The organism is Dolichospermum compactum NIES-806, from assembly GCF_002368115.1.
In the GTDB taxonomy this organism is placed as follows: Bacteria; Cyanobacteriota; Cyanobacteriia; order Cyanobacteriales; family Nostocaceae; genus Dolichospermum; species Dolichospermum compactum.
Genome location: NZ_AP018316.1, coordinates 790,486 through 807,370, shown reverse-complemented (window position 1 = coordinate 807,370; position 16,885 = coordinate 790,486). Strand labels below are relative to the sequence as shown.

Genomic DNA, 16,885 nt, shown 5'->3' with positions numbered 1-16,885 from the left:
ATGCAAAAATCCTGGGTTTGCAAAAAAAGCCCTTTCATTTGTGAAAATACCCCTAAAGAGCATATTTTGACACTCTCAGCGGCTAAAGCCGCTGAGATTCTTGGTTCAACGAGTCCACTTAGTTTAGATCCCTTGCAGTATCTAAACCAGAGGTGGTTCTCTCCCCAAGCGTTGACTTTCCCTCTGCCCGAAGGTAGTTGCATTAACTGCAAATTTTGATTGAGTTTAAATTCTGTGTCGTGTTTCGACTTCGCTCAACACAAGTGTAGCTCCCATGAAGATTTTACCTATTCCTGGGGTAGGAACTAGAACTATGGAATAGAACTTATATCTTCAATTGTCAAGGTACAGATTGCCGTTAGGCAGCTAGGTTTTTAGACAGGTTGATTACCATTCCTGTTGTCAACATTATAACACCATAAGTTACCCAGAAGGTGATATATTATGATTTTTCAACCCACTTTTTTGTAGTTCTTTGATAGTGCATGACTCTATGCGGTTAAAACTGACCGTGTCGCTTATATCTCAGCACTGAAGTGACTGAGCTTTACGCTTACCGGGCATTCCTGTAACCGACCTTATTAATAATCAATTTTATATGTACAGTAGATTCCAGGTAAATTAAGTACACTGTACTATCAAACACTAACATGCCTTTATTCTTTCTTCTTCATCCTGACTCCTGACTCCTGACTCCTGACTCCTATTTTCTCTCAAATCTAAAAAAAAATGTATCATCTATGGCAGAATGTTAAACAGATAATTGCTAGGGAACTAGATTCGTTCTCAAGGTAAATCTTGTGAGAGTACACCCCATTCTGTTAAAATCTAGTGCAACACTAAGATTAAATACTTACCAGCGATAAAATTAGACTAAATTAGGACGAGTAACTGCTATAGGCGTATAAGTTATTTGTTGAAATCTGTCATCGTTATGCTGGGTAGCCAGAACGTAGGAATATACCGTTGGGTTAAGCTCCTGGATTCAAAATCTGTTGTGAGAAAAATTATTGATTGACACATTTAGTATTTAGAGGAAATTTATGACTAAGCCGGAACGCGTGGTACTAATTGGAGTAGCCGGAGACTCTGGGTGCGGTAAATCTACGTTTTTACGTCGGTTGATTGATTTATTTGGCGAAGAATTTATGACAGTTATCTGTTTAGATGACTATCATTGCCTAGATCGTAAACAACGTAAAGAAACAGGAATAACTGCACTTGACCCCAGAGCAAATAATTTTGACTTAATGTATGAGCAAATTAAAGCTCTTAAAGAAGGTCAAGCAATTCATAAGCCGATTTATAACCACGAAACCGGCATGATTGACCCACCAGAATGGATTGAGCCAAATCATATTATTGTTGTAGAAGGACTACATCCCCTATATGACGAACGAGTAAGAGATCTTCTAGATTTCAGCGTTTATTTTGATATCAGCGATGAAGTCAAAATTGCTTGGAAGATTCAACGGGATATGGCTGAAAGAGGCCACCGCTATGAAGATGTTTTGGCACAAATCAATTCTCGTAAACCTGATTTTGAAAAATTCATCGAACCACAAAGAGAATTTGCTGACGTGGTTCTGCAAGTATTACCCACAAACTTAATTAAAAACGATACAGAACGTAAAGTTTTACGGGTACGGATGTTACAACGGGAAGGTAAAGAAGGCTTTGAGCCAAGCTACCTGTTTGACGAAGGTTCAACGATTCAGTGGACTCCTTGCGGACGCAAACTGACCTGTTCTTACCCCGGTATGCAGCTTTACTACGGTACTGATGTTTACTATGGTCGTTACGTCTCTGTTTTGGAAGTAGACGGTCAATTTGATAACCTCGATGAAATTATTTACATCGAAACTCATTTGAGCAAAACATCCACTAAATATCAAGGTGAGATGACTCACTTGTTATTACAACACCGTGAATATCCAGGTTCTAACAATGGTACTGGTTTATTCCAAGTATTGACAGGTTTGAAAATGCGTGATGCTTATGAGCGATTGACAGCTAAAGAAGCAAAACTAGCAGTCCAAGTCTAAAACAGCAGTTTGTGTCAAAGATCAGGGGGGACAGTTGAATATGTTCCCTCTTTTTTTTGTCAGAATCAGGATGTCCAGGATTTGAGGATTTGCAGGATTGTTATTTGCATATTATTTGATTGTGGCAGAATTAAGTGAATATTTTGTCTGAATCAGGATTTCCAGGATTTGAGGATTTGCAGGATTGTTATTTGTAGATTATTTGTTTGTCGCATAATTCAGGATTATGATGATAAGTGGAAAAGAATAAGCTGTTGTACATTTAGTTTGTATAATTCTAGCGGGCAAGATGCCCGCACTACAAAGTTCAAGTAAATTATGGTTATCAAATTTAGCTGCGTAACAGCTTATCTAGTAAATGCCTAAAATAAACAACATTCTCTAAACACTATAAATTGCGGAAGATTCCTAGACTAATTCAAAAATAACATCCTGTAAATCCTTTAATCGGTGGATATCCTGATTCTGACAAAATTTATTTCTGATTAAATTTACATTTAACAGTAATTTTAATATTACTGCTAGTTTTTCCTGTGACAATATAAGGGATTCCTGTCATTCCTCCGACATTAACGCCAAATTCTAAAGTAACTTCAGCAACTTCGGCTAGAGCTAAATCTTTGAAGGATTGAATAATATGTTTTGAATAGGATTGAATAGTTTTTTGGAGTTTGTCTCCCTGTTCTTTAATATTCAGTTTTTCGTTCAGTTTTTCTAAGCCAAAACTGCGGTCTGCTTGTTCAGGGGTGGGAATTAGAAAATCTAGGTTCTCATTTTCTGGAGGTTGGGGAATAGATACAGCAATATTTTCTGATGCTTCAATATAAATAATTGTTCCGTCTTCTAGTTGAATCGGCGTTAGTTGTGACATAAAGGTAAATTATTTTTTACAATGTAACCGTCATCTGATGCCACGACCAAAGCGCGACTCAATACCAGGATACAGTTATCATATTACCACTCGTTGTAATAACCGTGAATTTTAATTAACTCGTCACAAAAGCCGTCAGGTGTTTCTCTATACTCAGATATATTTATGCTAACCCAAAGGCTGCGGAAATGCAAAAAGGCTTTTTGAATAACGAATAATCACCTATTCAAGCAGTAGCAAATTCTGTTAAACTGCGTTTACTGGGATGCTGGAAACCTAAAATAATATCGCTTTGAGGTATTCCTGTTGATAGCAAATCATCAACAACACATAAATTAGTTGCATCTTCTTCTACCCAAACTTTACCGTTTTTGATGCAAAGATAGATGATAATATGCTGTATTTGTTTTTTGTCATCCCAGCCAAACCTAAACCAAATATATTGATCTCTTTTTTCATCAAAAGCTAAACGTTCACTAGCCTCCATTTTGCCATTTTCAACATTTTGAGGATTACTCATTTCGTAATATTCTGTCAATATCTTTTTGATAGCATGACGATATTGTTCTAGTTTATCCATTGTTCAATTTCCTCCTTTTCTGTATTCACAACTATTAATAAAAGTTGATTTTCTTGGATGACTGCTTGTACAGACTTACGTTGAAAAAACTTTTCATACACAACATCATCAATAGCTAAATAAAGTTTATATTCTGGTGCAGTAAGTTGAATAAGTTTCCGATAAACTATGTATTGTCCCAAGGCATTATGAAAATCATACATCTGCGACTTACCCACAAAACTCTTGATTTCTACCACAATTTTCTGTCCCTGACGTTCTGCTGCTATAGGTTTTTCTGCTGCTAGGTCTGCGTAAAGTTCAGCATCTTCATATTTAATAAAGTAAGGGTCATCCGTGATAGTCCAACCGTCTTTTATTAAAGCCGTTTTGACTTCATTATGGTATATATCTTTTGCTGGCATGATGTAACTATTGAGTAAAATTTCATTATGACATCTAATGCCACGACAAAAGCGCGACTCAATACCAGGATACAGTTATCATATTACCACTCGCTGCAATAACTGTGAATTTTGATTAACTCGTCACGAATGCCGTCAGGTATTCCTCTATACTCTCAAAAAGGCATTGGCTAAATTCCAATTTAAGCTTTATGCCGTCTGTGGGTATTAAATACGCTTATATATATTTACTCTAACTCAAAAGCGGCGGGAATGCAAGAAGGCTTTTTGAATAACGGGAAGCTTTCAACTGGGAGATTGTGCTATAATTTGCCAATGATTAAATTGTCAGAGATTTTATGATAACGTTGCAAGAAATTATTAATTCACTGGCCAGTTTATCAAAAGAAGATCAAGATTTTCTATTTGAAATACTCCGCAAAAGAAGAGAAGAGGAAACTAAGCAAGTTATAATTCATTCATTACGAGGGAAGTATTCTAATCTGGCAACAAGTAGCGATGATTTTGCAGGTAAGAAACAGATAGAGATTGCTTTGGAAAATTAGCAAGATGAATATTATTTTAGATGCTTGTGCTTTAATTGCTTTTTTCAGAAATGAGTTTAGCAGATTGTTTTGCATTAACTCTGGCTAATCGAGAAAGTAGTATTTTAGTTACTTCAGATCGTAAGGAGTTTGAACCTGTTGTTCCTCTTAATATTTGTCAAATTAATTTTATTCGTTAGGACTTGTGCGAGGTATCGAATTTCTGAAAAGCCTATTCTTTCCTGGAAAATGGGTGCTAAAAAAATATTTACAAAAATCCTGATCTGCTACACTCTACAAATCTAACCAAGAATGTCGAACCATAATCAATTGGTAACGATCCGTTTACGAATGAATCCATTCGCTCATCCAAAACCACTTCCCCATAGCTCTTCCATTCACCCCCCACCTTTATCCTGAATGTAACCCCATTCCTGTCCCATCCCACCCTTTTGGCAAAACTCTTATATTCTGTTGTATGAAATATACTTCCTTTTTCCCAGTCAAAATCTAAAGAATTGCCTGTTTCCAGATATATCCTTTTTTGGACGCTATAACCGAATTTTCCTTTTGAGTTAGTAACCCATAATTTATCTACTTCTTTTAAATCCTTACATTGAAAGTTTTTAATATCATAGTCTCTTAAAGAAAGTTCTTTTTCTTTTTTAGCGGAAATAAAAAGAAACTGATCATGTTTTAAAGCTGCATCTTTCCATCTATTTTCCTTCATTAAATAGTCTAATTCATTTAATAAATGTGTTTTTAAAGATTCATAATAAACTGTATTTGATTTATCTAAATCATTAAGTTGACGATAAAGAGAAGCAACAATATCAGCATTACCATTGTAGAGAATATTGAGATCTAACTTAAATAAATTAGTATTAGAAGATTTTAATTGAGATTTGAGAAGATTATATTTATCTGAGGCTATTTTGTAATTATTTAATGATTTTCCTAATTTACCTTTTACATAGTAAATATAAACTAAAGTAGCTAAATAACTAGAATCATTTTTATCAAAATTATTTTCTTTTGGTAATTTTTCAAAACTTTTATTCAAATCTTCTTTAGCTTTATTATATTGTGATTCTAGTTCTGTATTTTTTTTCTCCTCTGTTTTTAAAGATTCATATCCTGAAACTAAAGAACTATCCAATAAAGCTTCTTTAAGTTCTTGATTTTTGATTTTATCTTGTAAAACCAAACCTGCAATATTTAAAAATTGATTAGCTTCATTATTTTGTCCTGTTTGTTGAAGTTGAGAAGCTACTGCTGATAGTTCTCTGATTTTAGAAACATTTTGTTCCATTTTTTCAATATTTTGTTTTGCTATAAATGCAGTTATTCCAAAAACTACAGCAAAAACTACACTAATAGATAAAACTAATCCTCCTGTTTTTAATTGTTTTTCTGCTTTTTTTCTAGCTTCTTCCTCAATAATTCTCGTTCTTTCTGCTGCTTCTTTTTCCTTTCTTTCCCTTTTTAACTCAGCTTCCTTTTCCTTTTCAATAATTTCTTCTTCAATTTCCTGCTTACGAGAAGCTGCTAAAAATTGTTTATCCTGAAAACTTACATTCTTAGATTCTGCCCATACTTCTGCCGTTTTTAAAGCATTTCCTCGTAATAACCAAGAACTATCCTGACAACCTGAATTATACCATGCCCTAAACGCTTCAGAATAGGGACGTAATGCAGCTAATTGATTATCAATCCATTGTTGATTAAAAACTTCTCGATAAATGGGATTATAAACTTGTAAATGATTATTTCTTTTCACAACTAAACCCGATAACTGTAACTTTCCTTCCTCTCCAGTATTCTGACTAATTACTTCTCCCTGTTGATAAATCTTTTGATAAATATCTAATAATTCACCTGCCATTTGTTCATCAATTAAAATCCGTCTTTCAATGGTGCGTAAATGTTCCGGGTCATCTTTTGCTTGCCAATTTTCAATAATATTAGTTCTAATTAAATTCTCTAACCATTCTGCATACTCCCCACTTTCCAAGGGGGGTTGGTGGGGATCATTTAAAACTAAATTACAGACCTTTTGAGTTAAAAAAGGTTGTCCTCCAGTCCAATTTAAAATTAATTCTAATAACTTTTCCGGTTGATTGGTTTTAACACTTAATCCCTTTGCTAATGCTTGAGATTCTGGAAATGTAAAACCTGTTAATTCCACCCCATAACCAATATTAAAAGGAGTCCGCGTTTTATCTTGAATTAAATCACTGGGAGTCGCTACACCTAATAATACAAAACTCAGACGATTATATTCAATATTATCAACTCGACGATTATAAAAAGAGCGAATCAAAGCGAAAAAATCATCAACATTAAACTTTAAACTAATGATACTATCAATTTCATCTATAAAAATAACGATATTTGACTCAACATATTTTAAAAGAATATCTCGGAGAAAATTACCAAAGAAATTTACCGCAGATAAAGATTCTTGGTCATATTTATCCCACCAACTATCTATATCACATTTTTCATTTAATTCAAAGGTATTAATTAATTCATTAATAATTCCTGCATACCATTGTAAAGGGGTAATATTAGCTGAACCAATATCAGTTAAATCAATAGCAGCACAAGCAAATCCATCTACTTCTTTAAGTCGTTTCATTGTTTGAACTCTTAAAGAAGATTTACCCATTTGTCGGGAGTTTAAAACATAACAAAATTCTCCCTTTTTTATAGCCTGATATAGTTCATTATCGGCTTTTCTGGTAACATAAGTAGGAGCAGAAGCTGGGAGCGAACCACCTACTTGATATTCATAATTCACTGAGTCTATATTTTCCATTTTTATGTCCTTGCAAAATACCAAAATTAAAGATTTTGTAAGTGTTCATTAAAATTATCAACAGTTAATTCAATTTCTTTTAAAATTTCTCTTAACAGTGGTCTTGCTAAATCTCTCCCTTGATGATTAGGTACAGTTGTTGTTCTTCCATCAGAATGACGATAAAAGACATGACTTCCTTTTTGTCTAACTACGGAAAAACCCAACTTTATTAAAAGTTGATTCAGCGTTTTATAGTTAACAATAGGTAAGCGACTCATGAAGCCACCTCAATTTGTTGAATACCGATAAATTGAGGTAATTGACTTAAATCTTCTTGAGATTCTTCCAAACATAATTCTAAGACTTCTTTTAAATTCTGTTGTAATTCGTCTAAAGTCGCTCCTTGAGTATGAACTCCTCGAATAGCGGGAATAATTCCTACATATAATTTGGTATCGGCATCATATTCAATATAAGCGGTGAAAATTTTAGTCATAATCTTAAATTAGGGGAGGTTAAGATCCCCGACTTCTTCCTTGATGATGTCAATCAATTATAAACCAATGTCAGAAGTCAGGGATCTACTTTGTTATATTTTAAATGACATCAATTAATCTTGCAAGCGATCGCCAAAATAAAGCCGATATAAATTACATAGTGGAATTACCTTATTACCTTTTGATTCTGCCAATCCCATGCTTTTTAATTTAAAAGCATAAATCGGTTCTAAGGTAACGGCATCATCACTATTAACCAATTTTAACATAGCTGATTTTAGTTCTTGATTTTCTTCCAAAATCAAAAGATGACGATACAAATGATCTTCATATAATCCTTCTTCAGTGGGGGCAATTTCTAAAAATTGCTTTAAAGTTAAGTCGTTATTAGCAATATGATATAATGCTGTTCTCACCAAATAAGGATGACCGTCAATCATCCCCATTAATTGATTAATTTCTGTATTTGACCATTGCAATCCATGTCGTTTAACTAAATCCTGAACCTGTGCTGAACTAAACTTATTTAAATCAATTGGTAAACCCACATTAAAAGGAGATTTATTCACATCCAAAGAAATATAAACTTCTTGAGAATGGGAAAGAACTAATCTCAGTTTTTGCCAAGTTTCATTATTTTTGCCTTTTTCATGCCATGAACGTAACATAGTGAAAAATTCATCAGCAATTTCACTATATTGAAAGATTCTATCTACCTCATCTAATCCTAGAATCACAGGCTGTTTCAATTCTTTTAAAAGATAGGATTGGAAATAATTTGTACAATTAGTTTGACTGCTATAACGTTGAGGTTTCCAATATTGATCTATCTTTTCTTCAATCCCTAATTCTAAACTGACATTTGCACAAAAAGACTCTAAAAAACTATCGAGATTTTTAAATAATTCTCGACTCCATAAATTAATAAATCCTGTTTGATAACCTTGCTTTTCTCCTTGATCTAAAATCCTACTCATTAATGAAGTTTTCCCCATTTGTCGAGGTGCTTTAATCCTAATTAATGCCCCAGGTTTTACAATAGCAGTGTAACAGGTAGCTTCAATGGGAGGACGTTCAACATAGAAAGGAGAATTTAGGGGGACTTGGCCATCTAAATTTTCAAAAGGAATATTAATATCTCTTGGTTGAATAGGTTTAGATTTCGACTCAGGTACACCCTGAATAATAGCTTTTTTAGTCGTTGCATCTTTTGTCCTCAAAATCGGAGTTAAATGCTCTGGAATATGTTCCATTTCAATCGCATTACATCCTAAATAAAAAGCACTTTTAATTGATTGTCCTGCAAATAAAGTATCGTAGAAACCAATAGCAAATTGTTTAGCGGCTTGATCACCAATTTTTTGATTCATTCCGACGACATAATTAACATAAGGATAAATACCTTCTGCTTGTACATCTGAATAACAAGCATTGAGAAAAACACAATCAATAAAAAAGATTTCTTGTAATGCTTTAAACAATTTGGCTAAAGGAGCAACTTTGACTAAAAAGGCTTCTCCATTATCTGTCATTAAAGCTAAACCCTGTTCTCCTCCACCATGTCCTGAGAAATGCACAATATCTGGCTTATGACCTAATAGGGTACGACGAAGTTCTTGAGGACGGACTGCCTCTTCTACAATAATTGTAAATTGTTCACGGTTGAGCGATCGCTCCCAAGCACTTTTGATTTCCCTCACTTCCTCACTTACACGCAACGGTTTTGTGTTAGTAGGGTTAGCGGTTAAAATAAGAATTCTTTTCATCACCATCATTTTGTGAAGATATTACCAATACTGTGTATATGAAGTATTGTATCCTTTATAGTTACCAAAACCGTAACGGTGATCCAATCTCAGGTTACTGAGGACTTTTCTGGTAGATACTCTCAACAACAAGATCCCCGACTTCTCAAAGAAGTCGGGGATCTGAGTGCTTCTTGTTATACATATAAGCCTTTAAACACTGGGATAAAAGATACTTATTCCAAAAACTGTAAATATTGTTATGATTTCAGAAATTAGTAACTGATGTATCTCATCAGTGAAAACATTCTTTCAGGAGGAAATTCCTTTGTCTCGACGCTATTTATTTACTTCCGAGTCAGTTACAGAAGGTCATCCCGATAAAATTTGTGATCAAATTTCGGATACCATTATTGACGCGCTATTAGCAGAAGACCCTAATAGCCGTGTGGCAGCAGAAGTTGTAGTTAATACTGGTTTGGTGCTAATTACTGGAGAAATTACCACTAAAGCTCATGTTAATTACGTCAATCTTGCCCGTAAAAAAATTGCGGAAATCGGCTATACTGACGCTGATAATGGCTTTTCTGCGGATAGTGCCAGTGTTCTAATTGCCTTGGATGAACAATCAGCGGATATTGCTCAAGGTGTGAATATTGCTAAAGAAGCCAGAACTGAGGATAGTGAAGAGCTATTCGATAAAATTGGTGCTGGTGATCAAGGTATCATGTTTGGTTTCGCTTGTAACGAAACACCGGAACTTATGCCCTTACCTATCAGTTTAGCGCACCGCATTGCGCGAAGATTGGCAGGAGTTCGTAAGGCTGGTATTCTTCCTTATTTGCGTCCTGACGGTAAAACCCAAGTTACTGTGGTTTATGAAGATGGCAAACCTGTGGGTATTGACACCATCTTAATTTCCACCCAACATACAGCTACCATTGGGGATATTAGCGATGATGCTGGGGTACAGGCTAAGATTAAGGCTGACCTGTGGGCAGAAGTAGTAGAACCTATATTTGGTGATATTACTGTTAAACCAAGTGAGGCAACAAAGTTTTTGGTTAACCCCACTGGTAAGTTTGTGATTGGTGGACCACAAGGAGATTCCGGTTTAACGGGACGGAAAATTATTGTTGATACCTACGGTGGTTATTCTCGACATGGTGGCGGTGCTTTTTCTGGCAAAGACCCCACAAAAGTAGACCGTTCCGCAGCTTATGCGGCTCGTTATGCAGCAAAAAATATTGTTGCGGCTGGTTTAGCAGAAAAATGTGAAGTGCAGCTAAGTTACGCCATTGGTGTGGCGCGTCCTGTGAGTATCTTTGTTGATACTTTTGGTACAGGTAAGGTTGATGATGAAATTCTGTTGAATTTGGTCAAGGATAACTTTGAACTCCGGCCAGCGGGAATTATCCATGTGTTCAATTTACGTAACTTACCAAGTGAAAGAGGCGGACGTTTTTATCAGGACGTTGCGGCTTATGGTCATTTGGGAAGAACGGATTTGGATTTACCTTGGGAACACACTGATAAGGTGGATGTTTTAAAGAAAGCGGCCTTTGCTTAATCAGTTAGTTTGATAACAAGATATAAGTTGAGGTTATAGACAATTTAATTATCTATAGCCTCTTTTTTTTAGAGTTTTATAAGTTAATAGGACTTACGCATTGACAACTTTTACTAAAGATGGATTGCGGTTTTTCGCCTCTTGTAGGGTGCGTCAGACCCGATAATTTAACCACATTAGCCATATTTTTCCATCTGACGCACCCTACGCATAAAACATATCAGGTCTAATTTGTATAGTGCGTAAGTCCTAGTTAATCTACTTAGTCCCAATCAGGAAAGTTAGCTCCATCTTCGCCACCAATACCAATTCCTGTGTTATATATACCAGCATCGGTAATGTTAAGATTGTCCATTGATGCTTGATAGACGTTGGAATCATTAACTGTGGCGCGGGTAAGGTTTGCGCCGTTTAAGTTGGCTTTTTTCAAATTGACGTTGGTAACAAAGGCTGATGTTAAGTTAGCACCGGCTAAGTTTGCTCCAGTTAAGTCAGCACCTTCTAAGTTAGCATTTGTTAGGTTAGCGCCCTGAAGGTTTGCGCCTCGTAAGTCTGCACCAATTAGATGAGTACCACTGAGGTTGAGTCCTGATAGGTTACACTGGATACATTCTCTAGTTGACAAAAGTTTCTGTAGATCTTTTTGGCTTCCAGCTTGAACTGAATTAGCTAGAAACAGGGGAGTTATCAAGGCCATGGCGGCTAATAGTTGAAGTCTCATAAAGTTTCCCCCTCTCACAATATAGTTATGTCCGTTCTTTACCTCACGAATTCATTATCTCACTAATTTGCGGAAAAATGTTGATTTAAACTACAAGCTTGATATTTCTTTTTCTAGATTCTGGATTAGGGAATAGACAAGGGGGATAATGAAGCCGAATAAGTAGATTGGTGGTAAAGTTCTTTAGTTCGTAAGTCCTAGTTTTTTGTGGTGGTTTTTGTTAAGATTAATGAAATTTTCCTGGTGAAATACCACTATGGCTTTATACGCAGAATTGCATCGGCATCTAGGTGGTTCAGTTGTACCTCGTGTACTATGGCGGTATTTCCAGCGTCATAATGCTGAGTTGATTTCTCGCTTTGGTGAATATGCAGAGTTTGAAGATTTTTATACTCGTCCTCGTAATACTTTAGATGAATATCTAGAATTGCATACTCTTGTGGAAAGTGTGCAAACTGTGGAGACTTTACCTTACTTTATTTACCGGTTATTACGTGGTGCTTATATTTTTGAGAATTTGGCTTATTTGGAATTACGCTATACTCCCTATTTACGAACTCCTGAACATTTAAGTCAAGATGAAAGAATTGATAAAATGGCGGAAATTGTGGATATTGTGGGTAAATCGAGTTATGTACCGGAATATCCGATTGTTACTAGTCAAATTCTTTGTATGCACTCCCGTTTGTCTTTTGAGGTAAATAAGGCAATTATTGATTTGGCGGCGCAAAATAGAAAGTATGTTTGTGCGATAGATGTGGCTGGTGGCGATCGCTATTATGCTGAAAGAATGGAAGAATGGATTAGTTTATATAATTATGCCCATTCATTGGGTATTAACACTACAGGGCATATTTATGAAACTAAGGATGGTTGTTATCCAGAATTGTTGCCCTATTTAATGCGAATTGGTCACGGTATCCAAATTCCGCTTTTGTATCCTGAATTGCTGCCAGAAGTTGCTAGAAGAGGACAATGCTTAGAAGTTTGTCCGACAACTTATTTAAAAACAGGGACTTTACAGGATATTCGGCAACTGAAGTTGGTTTTTGACCGCTGTTTTGAAGCTGGGGTGGATATCGCTATTTGTACGGATAACGCGGGCTTACATAATGTGCGTCTCCCGTTTGAATATGAAAATCTTTTGACTTACGACATTATCAATTTTCAACAGTTACAAGCTTGTCAAGATGCAGCTTTCCGTCATGCTTTTGCTTGGCCTCACAGTCAACGTCCAGCATCTTTGTTAACTGGGTTGTTGAGGTAGGGAACAGGTGACAGGTGACAGGTGACAGGTGACAGGTGACAGGTGACAGGTGACAGGTGACAGGGAAGCAGGGAAGCAGGGAAGCAGGGAAGCAGGGAAGCAAGGAACAGGTAATTGGTGAAAAAAAACTATTACTATTCTTCTTCCTCCTGAACTCCTGATAGCGCAGCGTGGCGTTAGCCATACTCCTGACTGGGCGCAGGCCCTGCGCCCCTACTTCCTGACTCCTGAATATCTAACAGTCTGTTCCTTCTGTAGCGCCATTGATGGATTTCCAGGCTGGTAAGCCACCGCTGAGTTCAGCTACGGCTGTAAAACCGAGAAATTGTAGGGTTCTCACAGCTTGGGCTGATTGGCTGTCATTTTCGCCGTAAATGTAGATTTGGCGTTCTCTGGATAGGGAGGTTTGGGCGCGAGATTCCAAGTCATTGAGGGGGATGGAAATTGCTCCGGTGATGCGGCTATAATTGTACTTTGAGCGATCGCGCACATCAATAATTGTAAAAGCAGGTTGACCCCATTCGAGACTGGTTTTTAAGTCTTGAACATCAGCAACTAAATTAATACTCATAAGCTTTTTCTGGGGATAATCTAATCAGAAATTTACCAAATATCCCTTCTTAATTCGTATTTCTTTAGGATCACAGCAGATTTTAGGAATGATAATTTTGTGATCATAATATTGTAAGCTAATTCTCTGCACAGTAAGACAAGTTTTAATTTTTAATTTTTAATTATTCATAATGGCATCTACTATTCAAGCTTTACCAACAGAAGTTGTATATTTGATTACGGCAGGAGAAGTAATTGATTCTTTGGTGGCTGTTGTCAGGGAGTTGGTGGAAAATTCCCTAGATGCTGGAGCAACGCGCATTGTCGTTTCTTTATGGCCGCAATTATGGCGAGTTCGTGTGGCGGATAATGGTTGTGGCATGAATTTGGATGATTTACAACAAGCTGCAACCGCCCACAGTACGAGTAAGATTCATTCTAGTGCAGATTTATGGAAAATCAGCAGTTTGGGGTTTCGTGGTGAGGCGCTACATAGTTTAACAACTTTGGCAGATTTAGAAGTTTTAAGTCGTCCTTTGGGGGGAAGTGAAGGTTGGCGAGTTGCTTATAATAATGAAGGAAAAGTATCACAAGTAGAAGTGGTAGCGATCGCACCGGGTACGGTAGTAACAGTTAATAATTTATTTGCTAATTGTGAGGCTCGTCGGCAAGGTTTACCGGCGACAAATCAACAATTAAAGGCTGTACAAAATGTCATTCAACAGATAGCTTTGTGTCATCCTCATGTGAATTATCAAGTTTGGCAAAATGACAAAGAATGGTTTACGATTTCTCCCGCACCAACTGTGGGAAAACTCATTCCTCAAATTCTCCCCCAGGTGCGACAAGGTGATTTACATGAAGTGAATTTACAAATACCAAATCGGGAAAATTCATCTTTGCATTTGGTGATAGGATTACCCGATAGATGCCATCGTCATCGTCCTGATTGGGTGAAGGTGGCAATTAATGGCAGGATGATTAAAGCACCAGAATTAGAGCAGACAATACTTGCAGCTTTTCATAAAACATTACCACGCGATCGCTATCCCGTTTGTTTTCTCCATTTAACTATTTCCCCAGAACAAATTAACTGGAATCGCAACCCAGCTAAAACAGAAATTTATCTCAATGAACTAACTTTTTGGCAAGAACAAATTACTGAAGCTATTAACAAATCTCTACGGATTTCGCAAAATAATATTAAAGAATCCATTCACACAACTAGAGTTAGTAATTTACTAAAAGTCGCAGAATCAAAAGGTGAATATAATTTCAATTCTCAAAATTCTCAAAAATCCCAAAGTAGTGAAAATCAAAATTATTTAAAAGCCATTGCTCAACTGAGTAATACTTATATTGTTGCTGAACATTCTGGAGGAATGTGGTTAGTAGAACAACATATAGCCCATGAACGAGTATTATATGAACAATTATGTGATAGTTGGCAATTAGTAGCTGTAGAAACCCCAATTATTATTTATCAATTATCACCAGCCCAGGTTTCCCAATTACAACGGATTGGTTTAGATATAGAACCATTTGGTGATAATCTTTGGGCAGTACGTAACATTCCTATCATGTTAAAACAACGAGAAGATTGTGCTGAAGCAATTTTAGAATTAAGTTGGGGAGGAGATTTACAAACTGCTCAAGTTGCTGTTGCTTGTCGGAGTGCAATTCGCAATGGCACAAAAATGAGTTTACCAGAAATGCAGACCTTATTAGATAATTGGCAACGTACCCGCAACCCGCGCACCTGTCCTCATGGTAGACCAATTTATTTATCTTTGGAAGAATCAGCACTAGCACGGTTTTTCCGACGTAATTGGGTAATTGGCAAAAGTCATGGAATTTGAAATATTTTGTTTTTTATGCGGCTGAATCTTCATACAATATTTCATGGTTAATTAGTCTAAACTCCAGAATTAATGAAATTGTATATAGAACAACTCAATCCCACAGAAAGAATAATCTTAGCGGGAGATCATACAGCTTGGGCGAGAATAGATGCACCGACGTTAAAGGACAGAACCTATGAGCATCAAGAACAACCAATGTCAGGAACAAAACCCGTAACCTTGGGACAAGGCTACAGCACAATTGCAGTCATCCCAGAGACATCTGGAAGTTGGGCTTTACCGCTATTACATCAACGCATTACCAGTTTTGAGAATCCAATTCAAAAAGCCTCTGCACAGCTAAAGCTGGTGTGCGAAAATCTACCTACACGTCCGATTAGCTTGTGGGATTTGTGAATATGGCTGTGCTAGTTTTATCAATCAAACTAGTGATATCCCCGCAGATAAGTTAATGCGGTTACGTCCCAATCGAGTGGTATATGATGCACCACCACCTTATAGCGGCAGAGGTCGTCCCCGTTCTCATGGTGCAAAATTTAAGTTGAATGACTCAAGTACATGGTGGACACCAGATGAAACTAGCGACGTTAACGACCCAGAAATGGAACGATTGTCGTCCTTGCCAGCCAAGATCGAGAATTTGATAATGATCATGTTCTGTATCAAAAATGAGTTGACATTCAATATTTGGCTCGTTTGTCGTCGCATGAGAAATTAGTAACTCGCGGACAATTTGACGATATTTAGCTAGTTTTTCCATGCGATTATCTCCTTTTGATTTGGTTCGTAAGCTATTAAAATGTACCGACAGAGTTTAGGCACGGATATTTGATAAAATAAAGTGAAATCCCACTAATTTCTTGATAAACATTGACTAAGTATTCAATGTCTTTAAGTTTTTACTAATTAAATCGTATGCTTACGTATAATTACTGTATACGCGATAGCAGATAATTTGTATTCTTATTAAAGAACGTATAACTACACCATAGGATAAGACAATTAAGCTTACTAATTGTTCCTGCTCCAATTTATCATGACGTAACTACTACATAGCAATAAAATGTATACTCTTGAACAACTAAAAAACCAATACAAAAAATTTAAGGCAGCTAAAGAGCATTTTGGAGTCAAGTCTGCTAGTTGGCAGAAATTATGTGACAAGCTAAATGGTGAATTTCTAAAAGATGCTCTTATTAAAGAACTTGAAGGTAAAGTTGCAAGTTTACAGGCACAGTTAGTTAAATCATCAGCAAAAAGTGATCTAGACCTAATGTTGATGGATATCGTTTATAAACGTGGGGTTGGTGCAGATGAAATATTTGAGTCACAAGAAGCAATAAAGGATGAATCTGAAGGAACAGGAAGAGATGATTGGGCTTATTTTGAGTCAGTATTAAAGCGTCGCTATTATAGATTATAGGACTTACGCAAGTGTCACACT

The 16,885-nt window shown here is 36.3% G+C and carries 18 protein-coding genes and 1 pseudogene; 9 read left to right on the top strand and 10 right to left on the bottom strand.

Annotated elements, in window-relative coordinates:
* Positions 1 to 1,043 precede the first annotated feature (1,043 nt).
* Positions 1,044 to 2,045 carry a phosphoribulokinase gene (locus tag CA730_RS03785; RefSeq protein WP_096664152.1) on the top strand — a complete coding sequence of 334 codons (1,002 nt, stop codon included), beginning with the start codon at positions 1,044 to 1,046 and terminating at the stop codon, positions 2,043 to 2,045.
* A 475-nt stretch (positions 2,046 to 2,520) separates the two neighbouring features.
* Here the strand turns inward: CA730_RS03785 and CA730_RS03780 are convergent, their stop codons facing one another.
* The 3 genes from CA730_RS03780 to CA730_RS03765 form a co-directional block, all read right to left on the bottom strand.
* Positions 2,521 to 2,916 carry a CU044_2847 family protein gene (locus CA730_RS03780; protein ID WP_027403288.1) on the bottom strand — a complete coding sequence of 132 codons (396 nt, stop codon included), beginning with the start codon at positions 2,914 to 2,916 and terminating at the stop codon, positions 2,521 to 2,523.
* Positions 2,917 to 3,142: 226 nt separating this feature from the next.
* Positions 3,143 to 3,496 carry a XisI protein gene (locus CA730_RS03770; protein WP_096664149.1) on the bottom strand — a complete coding sequence of 118 codons (354 nt, stop codon included), beginning with the start codon at positions 3,494 to 3,496 and terminating at the stop codon, positions 3,143 to 3,145.
* Positions 3,484 to 3,900 carry a XisH family protein gene (locus CA730_RS03765; protein WP_053541168.1) on the bottom strand — a complete coding sequence of 139 codons (417 nt, stop codon included), beginning with the start codon at positions 3,898 to 3,900 and terminating at the stop codon, positions 3,484 to 3,486. Before CA730_RS03765 ends, CA730_RS03770 begins: the two co-directional genes overlap by 13 nt.
* 338 nt (positions 3,901 to 4,238) lie before the next feature.
* Here CA730_RS03765 and CA730_RS03755 point away from each other — a divergent pair, with 338 nt between their 5' ends.
* Both CA730_RS03755 and CA730_RS25950 read left to right on the top strand, forming a co-directional pair.
* Positions 4,239 to 4,445 (top strand): hypothetical protein, encoded by a 207-nt coding sequence (locus CA730_RS03755; protein WP_096664146.1) that lies wholly within the window; start codon positions 4,239 to 4,241, stop codon positions 4,443 to 4,445.
* Between the two features lie 50 nt (positions 4,446 to 4,495).
* Positions 4,496 to 4,624 (top strand): PIN domain-containing protein, encoded by a 129-nt coding sequence (locus CA730_RS25950; RefSeq protein WP_269076495.1) that lies wholly within the window; start codon positions 4,496 to 4,498, stop codon positions 4,622 to 4,624.
* Positions 4,625 to 4,692: 68 nt separating this feature from the next.
* Here the strand turns inward: CA730_RS25950 and CA730_RS03745 are convergent, their stop codons facing one another.
* From CA730_RS03745 to CA730_RS03730, 4 genes are all read right to left on the bottom strand, one after another.
* Complete coding sequence (locus CA730_RS03745; protein WP_096664143.1) at positions 4,693 to 7,245, bottom strand: AAA-like domain-containing protein; 2,553 nt, start codon at positions 7,243 to 7,245, stop codon at positions 4,693 to 4,695.
* A gap of 26 nt (positions 7,246 to 7,271) precedes the next feature.
* Positions 7,272 to 7,505: a type II toxin-antitoxin system HicA family toxin gene (locus CA730_RS03740; RefSeq protein ID WP_096664140.1), complete on the bottom strand. Its 234-nt coding sequence runs from the start codon at positions 7,503 to 7,505 to the stop codon at positions 7,272 to 7,274.
* Positions 7,502 to 7,723, bottom strand: a complete 222-nt coding sequence (locus CA730_RS03735; RefSeq protein ID WP_096664137.1) for a type II toxin-antitoxin system HicB family antitoxin — start codon at positions 7,721 to 7,723, stop codon at positions 7,502 to 7,504. Before CA730_RS03735 ends, CA730_RS03740 begins: the two co-directional genes overlap by 4 nt.
* 114 nt (positions 7,724 to 7,837) lie before the next feature.
* Entirely contained in the window at positions 7,838 to 9,490 is a 1,653-nt protein-coding gene (locus tag CA730_RS03730; protein WP_096671263.1) for an AAA-like domain-containing protein, read from the bottom strand.
* A gap of 307 nt (positions 9,491 to 9,797) precedes the next feature.
* Here CA730_RS03730 and metK point away from each other — a divergent pair, with 307 nt between their 5' ends.
* Positions 9,798 to 11,039 (top strand): methionine adenosyltransferase, encoded by a 1,242-nt coding sequence (gene metK / locus CA730_RS03725; RefSeq protein ID WP_096671261.1) that lies wholly within the window; start codon positions 9,798 to 9,800, stop codon positions 11,037 to 11,039.
* A gap of 262 nt (positions 11,040 to 11,301) precedes the next feature.
* Here the strand turns inward: metK and CA730_RS03720 are convergent, their stop codons facing one another.
* Positions 11,302 to 11,760, bottom strand: coding sequence for a pentapeptide repeat-containing protein (locus CA730_RS03720; RefSeq protein WP_096664132.1), 459 nt, complete (start codon positions 11,758 to 11,760; stop codon positions 11,302 to 11,304).
* A gap of 256 nt (positions 11,761 to 12,016) precedes the next feature.
* Here CA730_RS03720 and CA730_RS03715 point away from each other — a divergent pair, with 256 nt between their 5' ends.
* Positions 12,017 to 13,027 (top strand): adenosine deaminase, encoded by a 1,011-nt coding sequence (locus CA730_RS03715; RefSeq protein WP_096664129.1) that lies wholly within the window; start codon positions 12,017 to 12,019, stop codon positions 13,025 to 13,027.
* A 235-nt stretch (positions 13,028 to 13,262) separates the two neighbouring features.
* On the opposite strand, the gene CA730_RS03710 is transcribed toward CA730_RS03715, so the two are convergent.
* Positions 13,263 to 13,598 carry a rhodanese-like domain-containing protein gene (locus tag CA730_RS03710; protein WP_096664126.1) on the bottom strand — a complete coding sequence of 112 codons (336 nt, stop codon included), beginning with the start codon at positions 13,596 to 13,598 and terminating at the stop codon, positions 13,263 to 13,265.
* A gap of 172 nt (positions 13,599 to 13,770) precedes the next feature.
* On the opposite strand from CA730_RS03710, the gene mutL reads away from it, so the two are divergent.
* The 3 genes and pseudogenes from mutL to CA730_RS26375 form a co-directional block, all read left to right on the top strand.
* Complete coding sequence (mutL, locus tag CA730_RS03705) at positions 13,771 to 15,438, top strand: DNA mismatch repair endonuclease MutL (protein WP_096664123.1); 1,668 nt, start codon at positions 13,771 to 13,773, stop codon at positions 15,436 to 15,438.
* A 72-nt stretch (positions 15,439 to 15,510) separates the two neighbouring features.
* On the top strand, positions 15,511 to 15,837 hold the full coding sequence (locus tag CA730_RS25400) for a hypothetical protein (protein ID WP_096664120.1): 327 nt from the start codon (positions 15,511 to 15,513) through the stop codon (positions 15,835 to 15,837).
* Positions 15,800 to 16,012 (top strand): annotated as a pseudogene (locus CA730_RS26375) (transposase); the annotation flags it as partial. The gene CA730_RS25400 and the pseudogene CA730_RS26375, both read left to right, overlap by 38 nt.
* Here the strand turns inward: CA730_RS26375 and CA730_RS25390 are convergent.
* Positions 15,992 to 16,201, bottom strand: coding sequence for an element excision factor XisI family protein (locus tag CA730_RS25390; RefSeq protein WP_096664117.1), 210 nt, complete (start codon positions 16,199 to 16,201; stop codon positions 15,992 to 15,994). The pseudogene CA730_RS26375 and the gene CA730_RS25390 overlap by 21 nt on opposite strands.
* A gap of 303 nt (positions 16,202 to 16,504) precedes the next feature.
* Between CA730_RS25390 and CA730_RS03690 the strand changes: the two genes are divergently transcribed.
* Entirely contained in the window at positions 16,505 to 16,864 is a 360-nt protein-coding gene (locus CA730_RS03690) for a hypothetical protein (RefSeq protein WP_096664114.1), read from the top strand.
* Positions 16,865 to 16,885: the final 21 nt, after the last annotated feature.

What these genes read in the sequence shown, in the direction of transcription:
- CA730_RS03785 (WP_096664152.1), top strand. Translation starts at nt 1,044, where the DNA reads ATGACTAAGCCGGAACGCGTGGTACTAATTGGAGTAGCCGGAGACTCT.
- CA730_RS03780 (WP_027403288.1), bottom strand. Translation starts at nt 2,916, where the DNA reads ATGTCACAACTAACGCCGATTCAACTAGAAGACGGAACAATTATTTAT.
- CA730_RS03770 (WP_096664149.1), bottom strand. Translation starts at nt 3,496, where the DNA reads ATGGATAAACTAGAACAATATCGTCATGCTATCAAAAAGATATTGACA.
- CA730_RS03765 (WP_053541168.1), bottom strand. Translation starts at nt 3,900, where the DNA reads ATGCCAGCAAAAGATATATACCATAATGAAGTCAAAACGGCTTTAATA.
- CA730_RS03755 (WP_096664146.1), top strand. Translation starts at nt 4,239, where the DNA reads ATGATAACGTTGCAAGAAATTATTAATTCACTGGCCAGTTTATCAAAA.
- CA730_RS25950 (WP_269076495.1), top strand. Translation starts at nt 4,496, where the DNA reads ATGAGTTTAGCAGATTGTTTTGCATTAACTCTGGCTAATCGAGAAAGT.
- CA730_RS03745 (WP_096664143.1), bottom strand. Translation starts at nt 7,245, where the DNA reads ATGGAAAATATAGACTCAGTGAATTATGAATATCAAGTAGGTGGTTCG.
- CA730_RS03740 (WP_096664140.1), bottom strand. Translation starts at nt 7,505, where the DNA reads ATGAGTCGCTTACCTATTGTTAACTATAAAACGCTGAATCAACTTTTA.
- CA730_RS03735 (WP_096664137.1), bottom strand. Translation starts at nt 7,723, where the DNA reads ATGACTAAAATTTTCACCGCTTATATTGAATATGATGCCGATACCAAA.
- CA730_RS03730 (WP_096671263.1), bottom strand. Translation starts at nt 9,490, where the DNA reads ATGAAAAGAATTCTTATTTTAACCGCTAACCCTACTAACACAAAACCG.
- CA730_RS03720 (WP_096664132.1), bottom strand. Translation starts at nt 11,760, where the DNA reads ATGAGACTTCAACTATTAGCCGCCATGGCCTTGATAACTCCCCTGTTT.
- CA730_RS03715 (WP_096664129.1), top strand. Translation starts at nt 12,017, where the DNA reads ATGGCTTTATACGCAGAATTGCATCGGCATCTAGGTGGTTCAGTTGTA.
- CA730_RS03710 (WP_096664126.1), bottom strand. Translation starts at nt 13,598, where the DNA reads ATGAGTATTAATTTAGTTGCTGATGTTCAAGACTTAAAAACCAGTCTC.
- mutL (WP_096664123.1), top strand. Translation starts at nt 13,771, where the DNA reads ATGGCATCTACTATTCAAGCTTTACCAACAGAAGTTGTATATTTGATT.
- CA730_RS25400 (WP_096664120.1), top strand. Translation starts at nt 15,511, where the DNA reads ATGAAATTGTATATAGAACAACTCAATCCCACAGAAAGAATAATCTTA.
- CA730_RS25390 (WP_096664117.1), bottom strand. Translation starts at nt 16,201, where the DNA reads ATGGAAAAACTAGCTAAATATCGTCAAATTGTCCGCGAGTTACTAATT.
- CA730_RS03690 (WP_096664114.1), top strand. Translation starts at nt 16,505, where the DNA reads ATGTATACTCTTGAACAACTAAAAAACCAATACAAAAAATTTAAGGCA.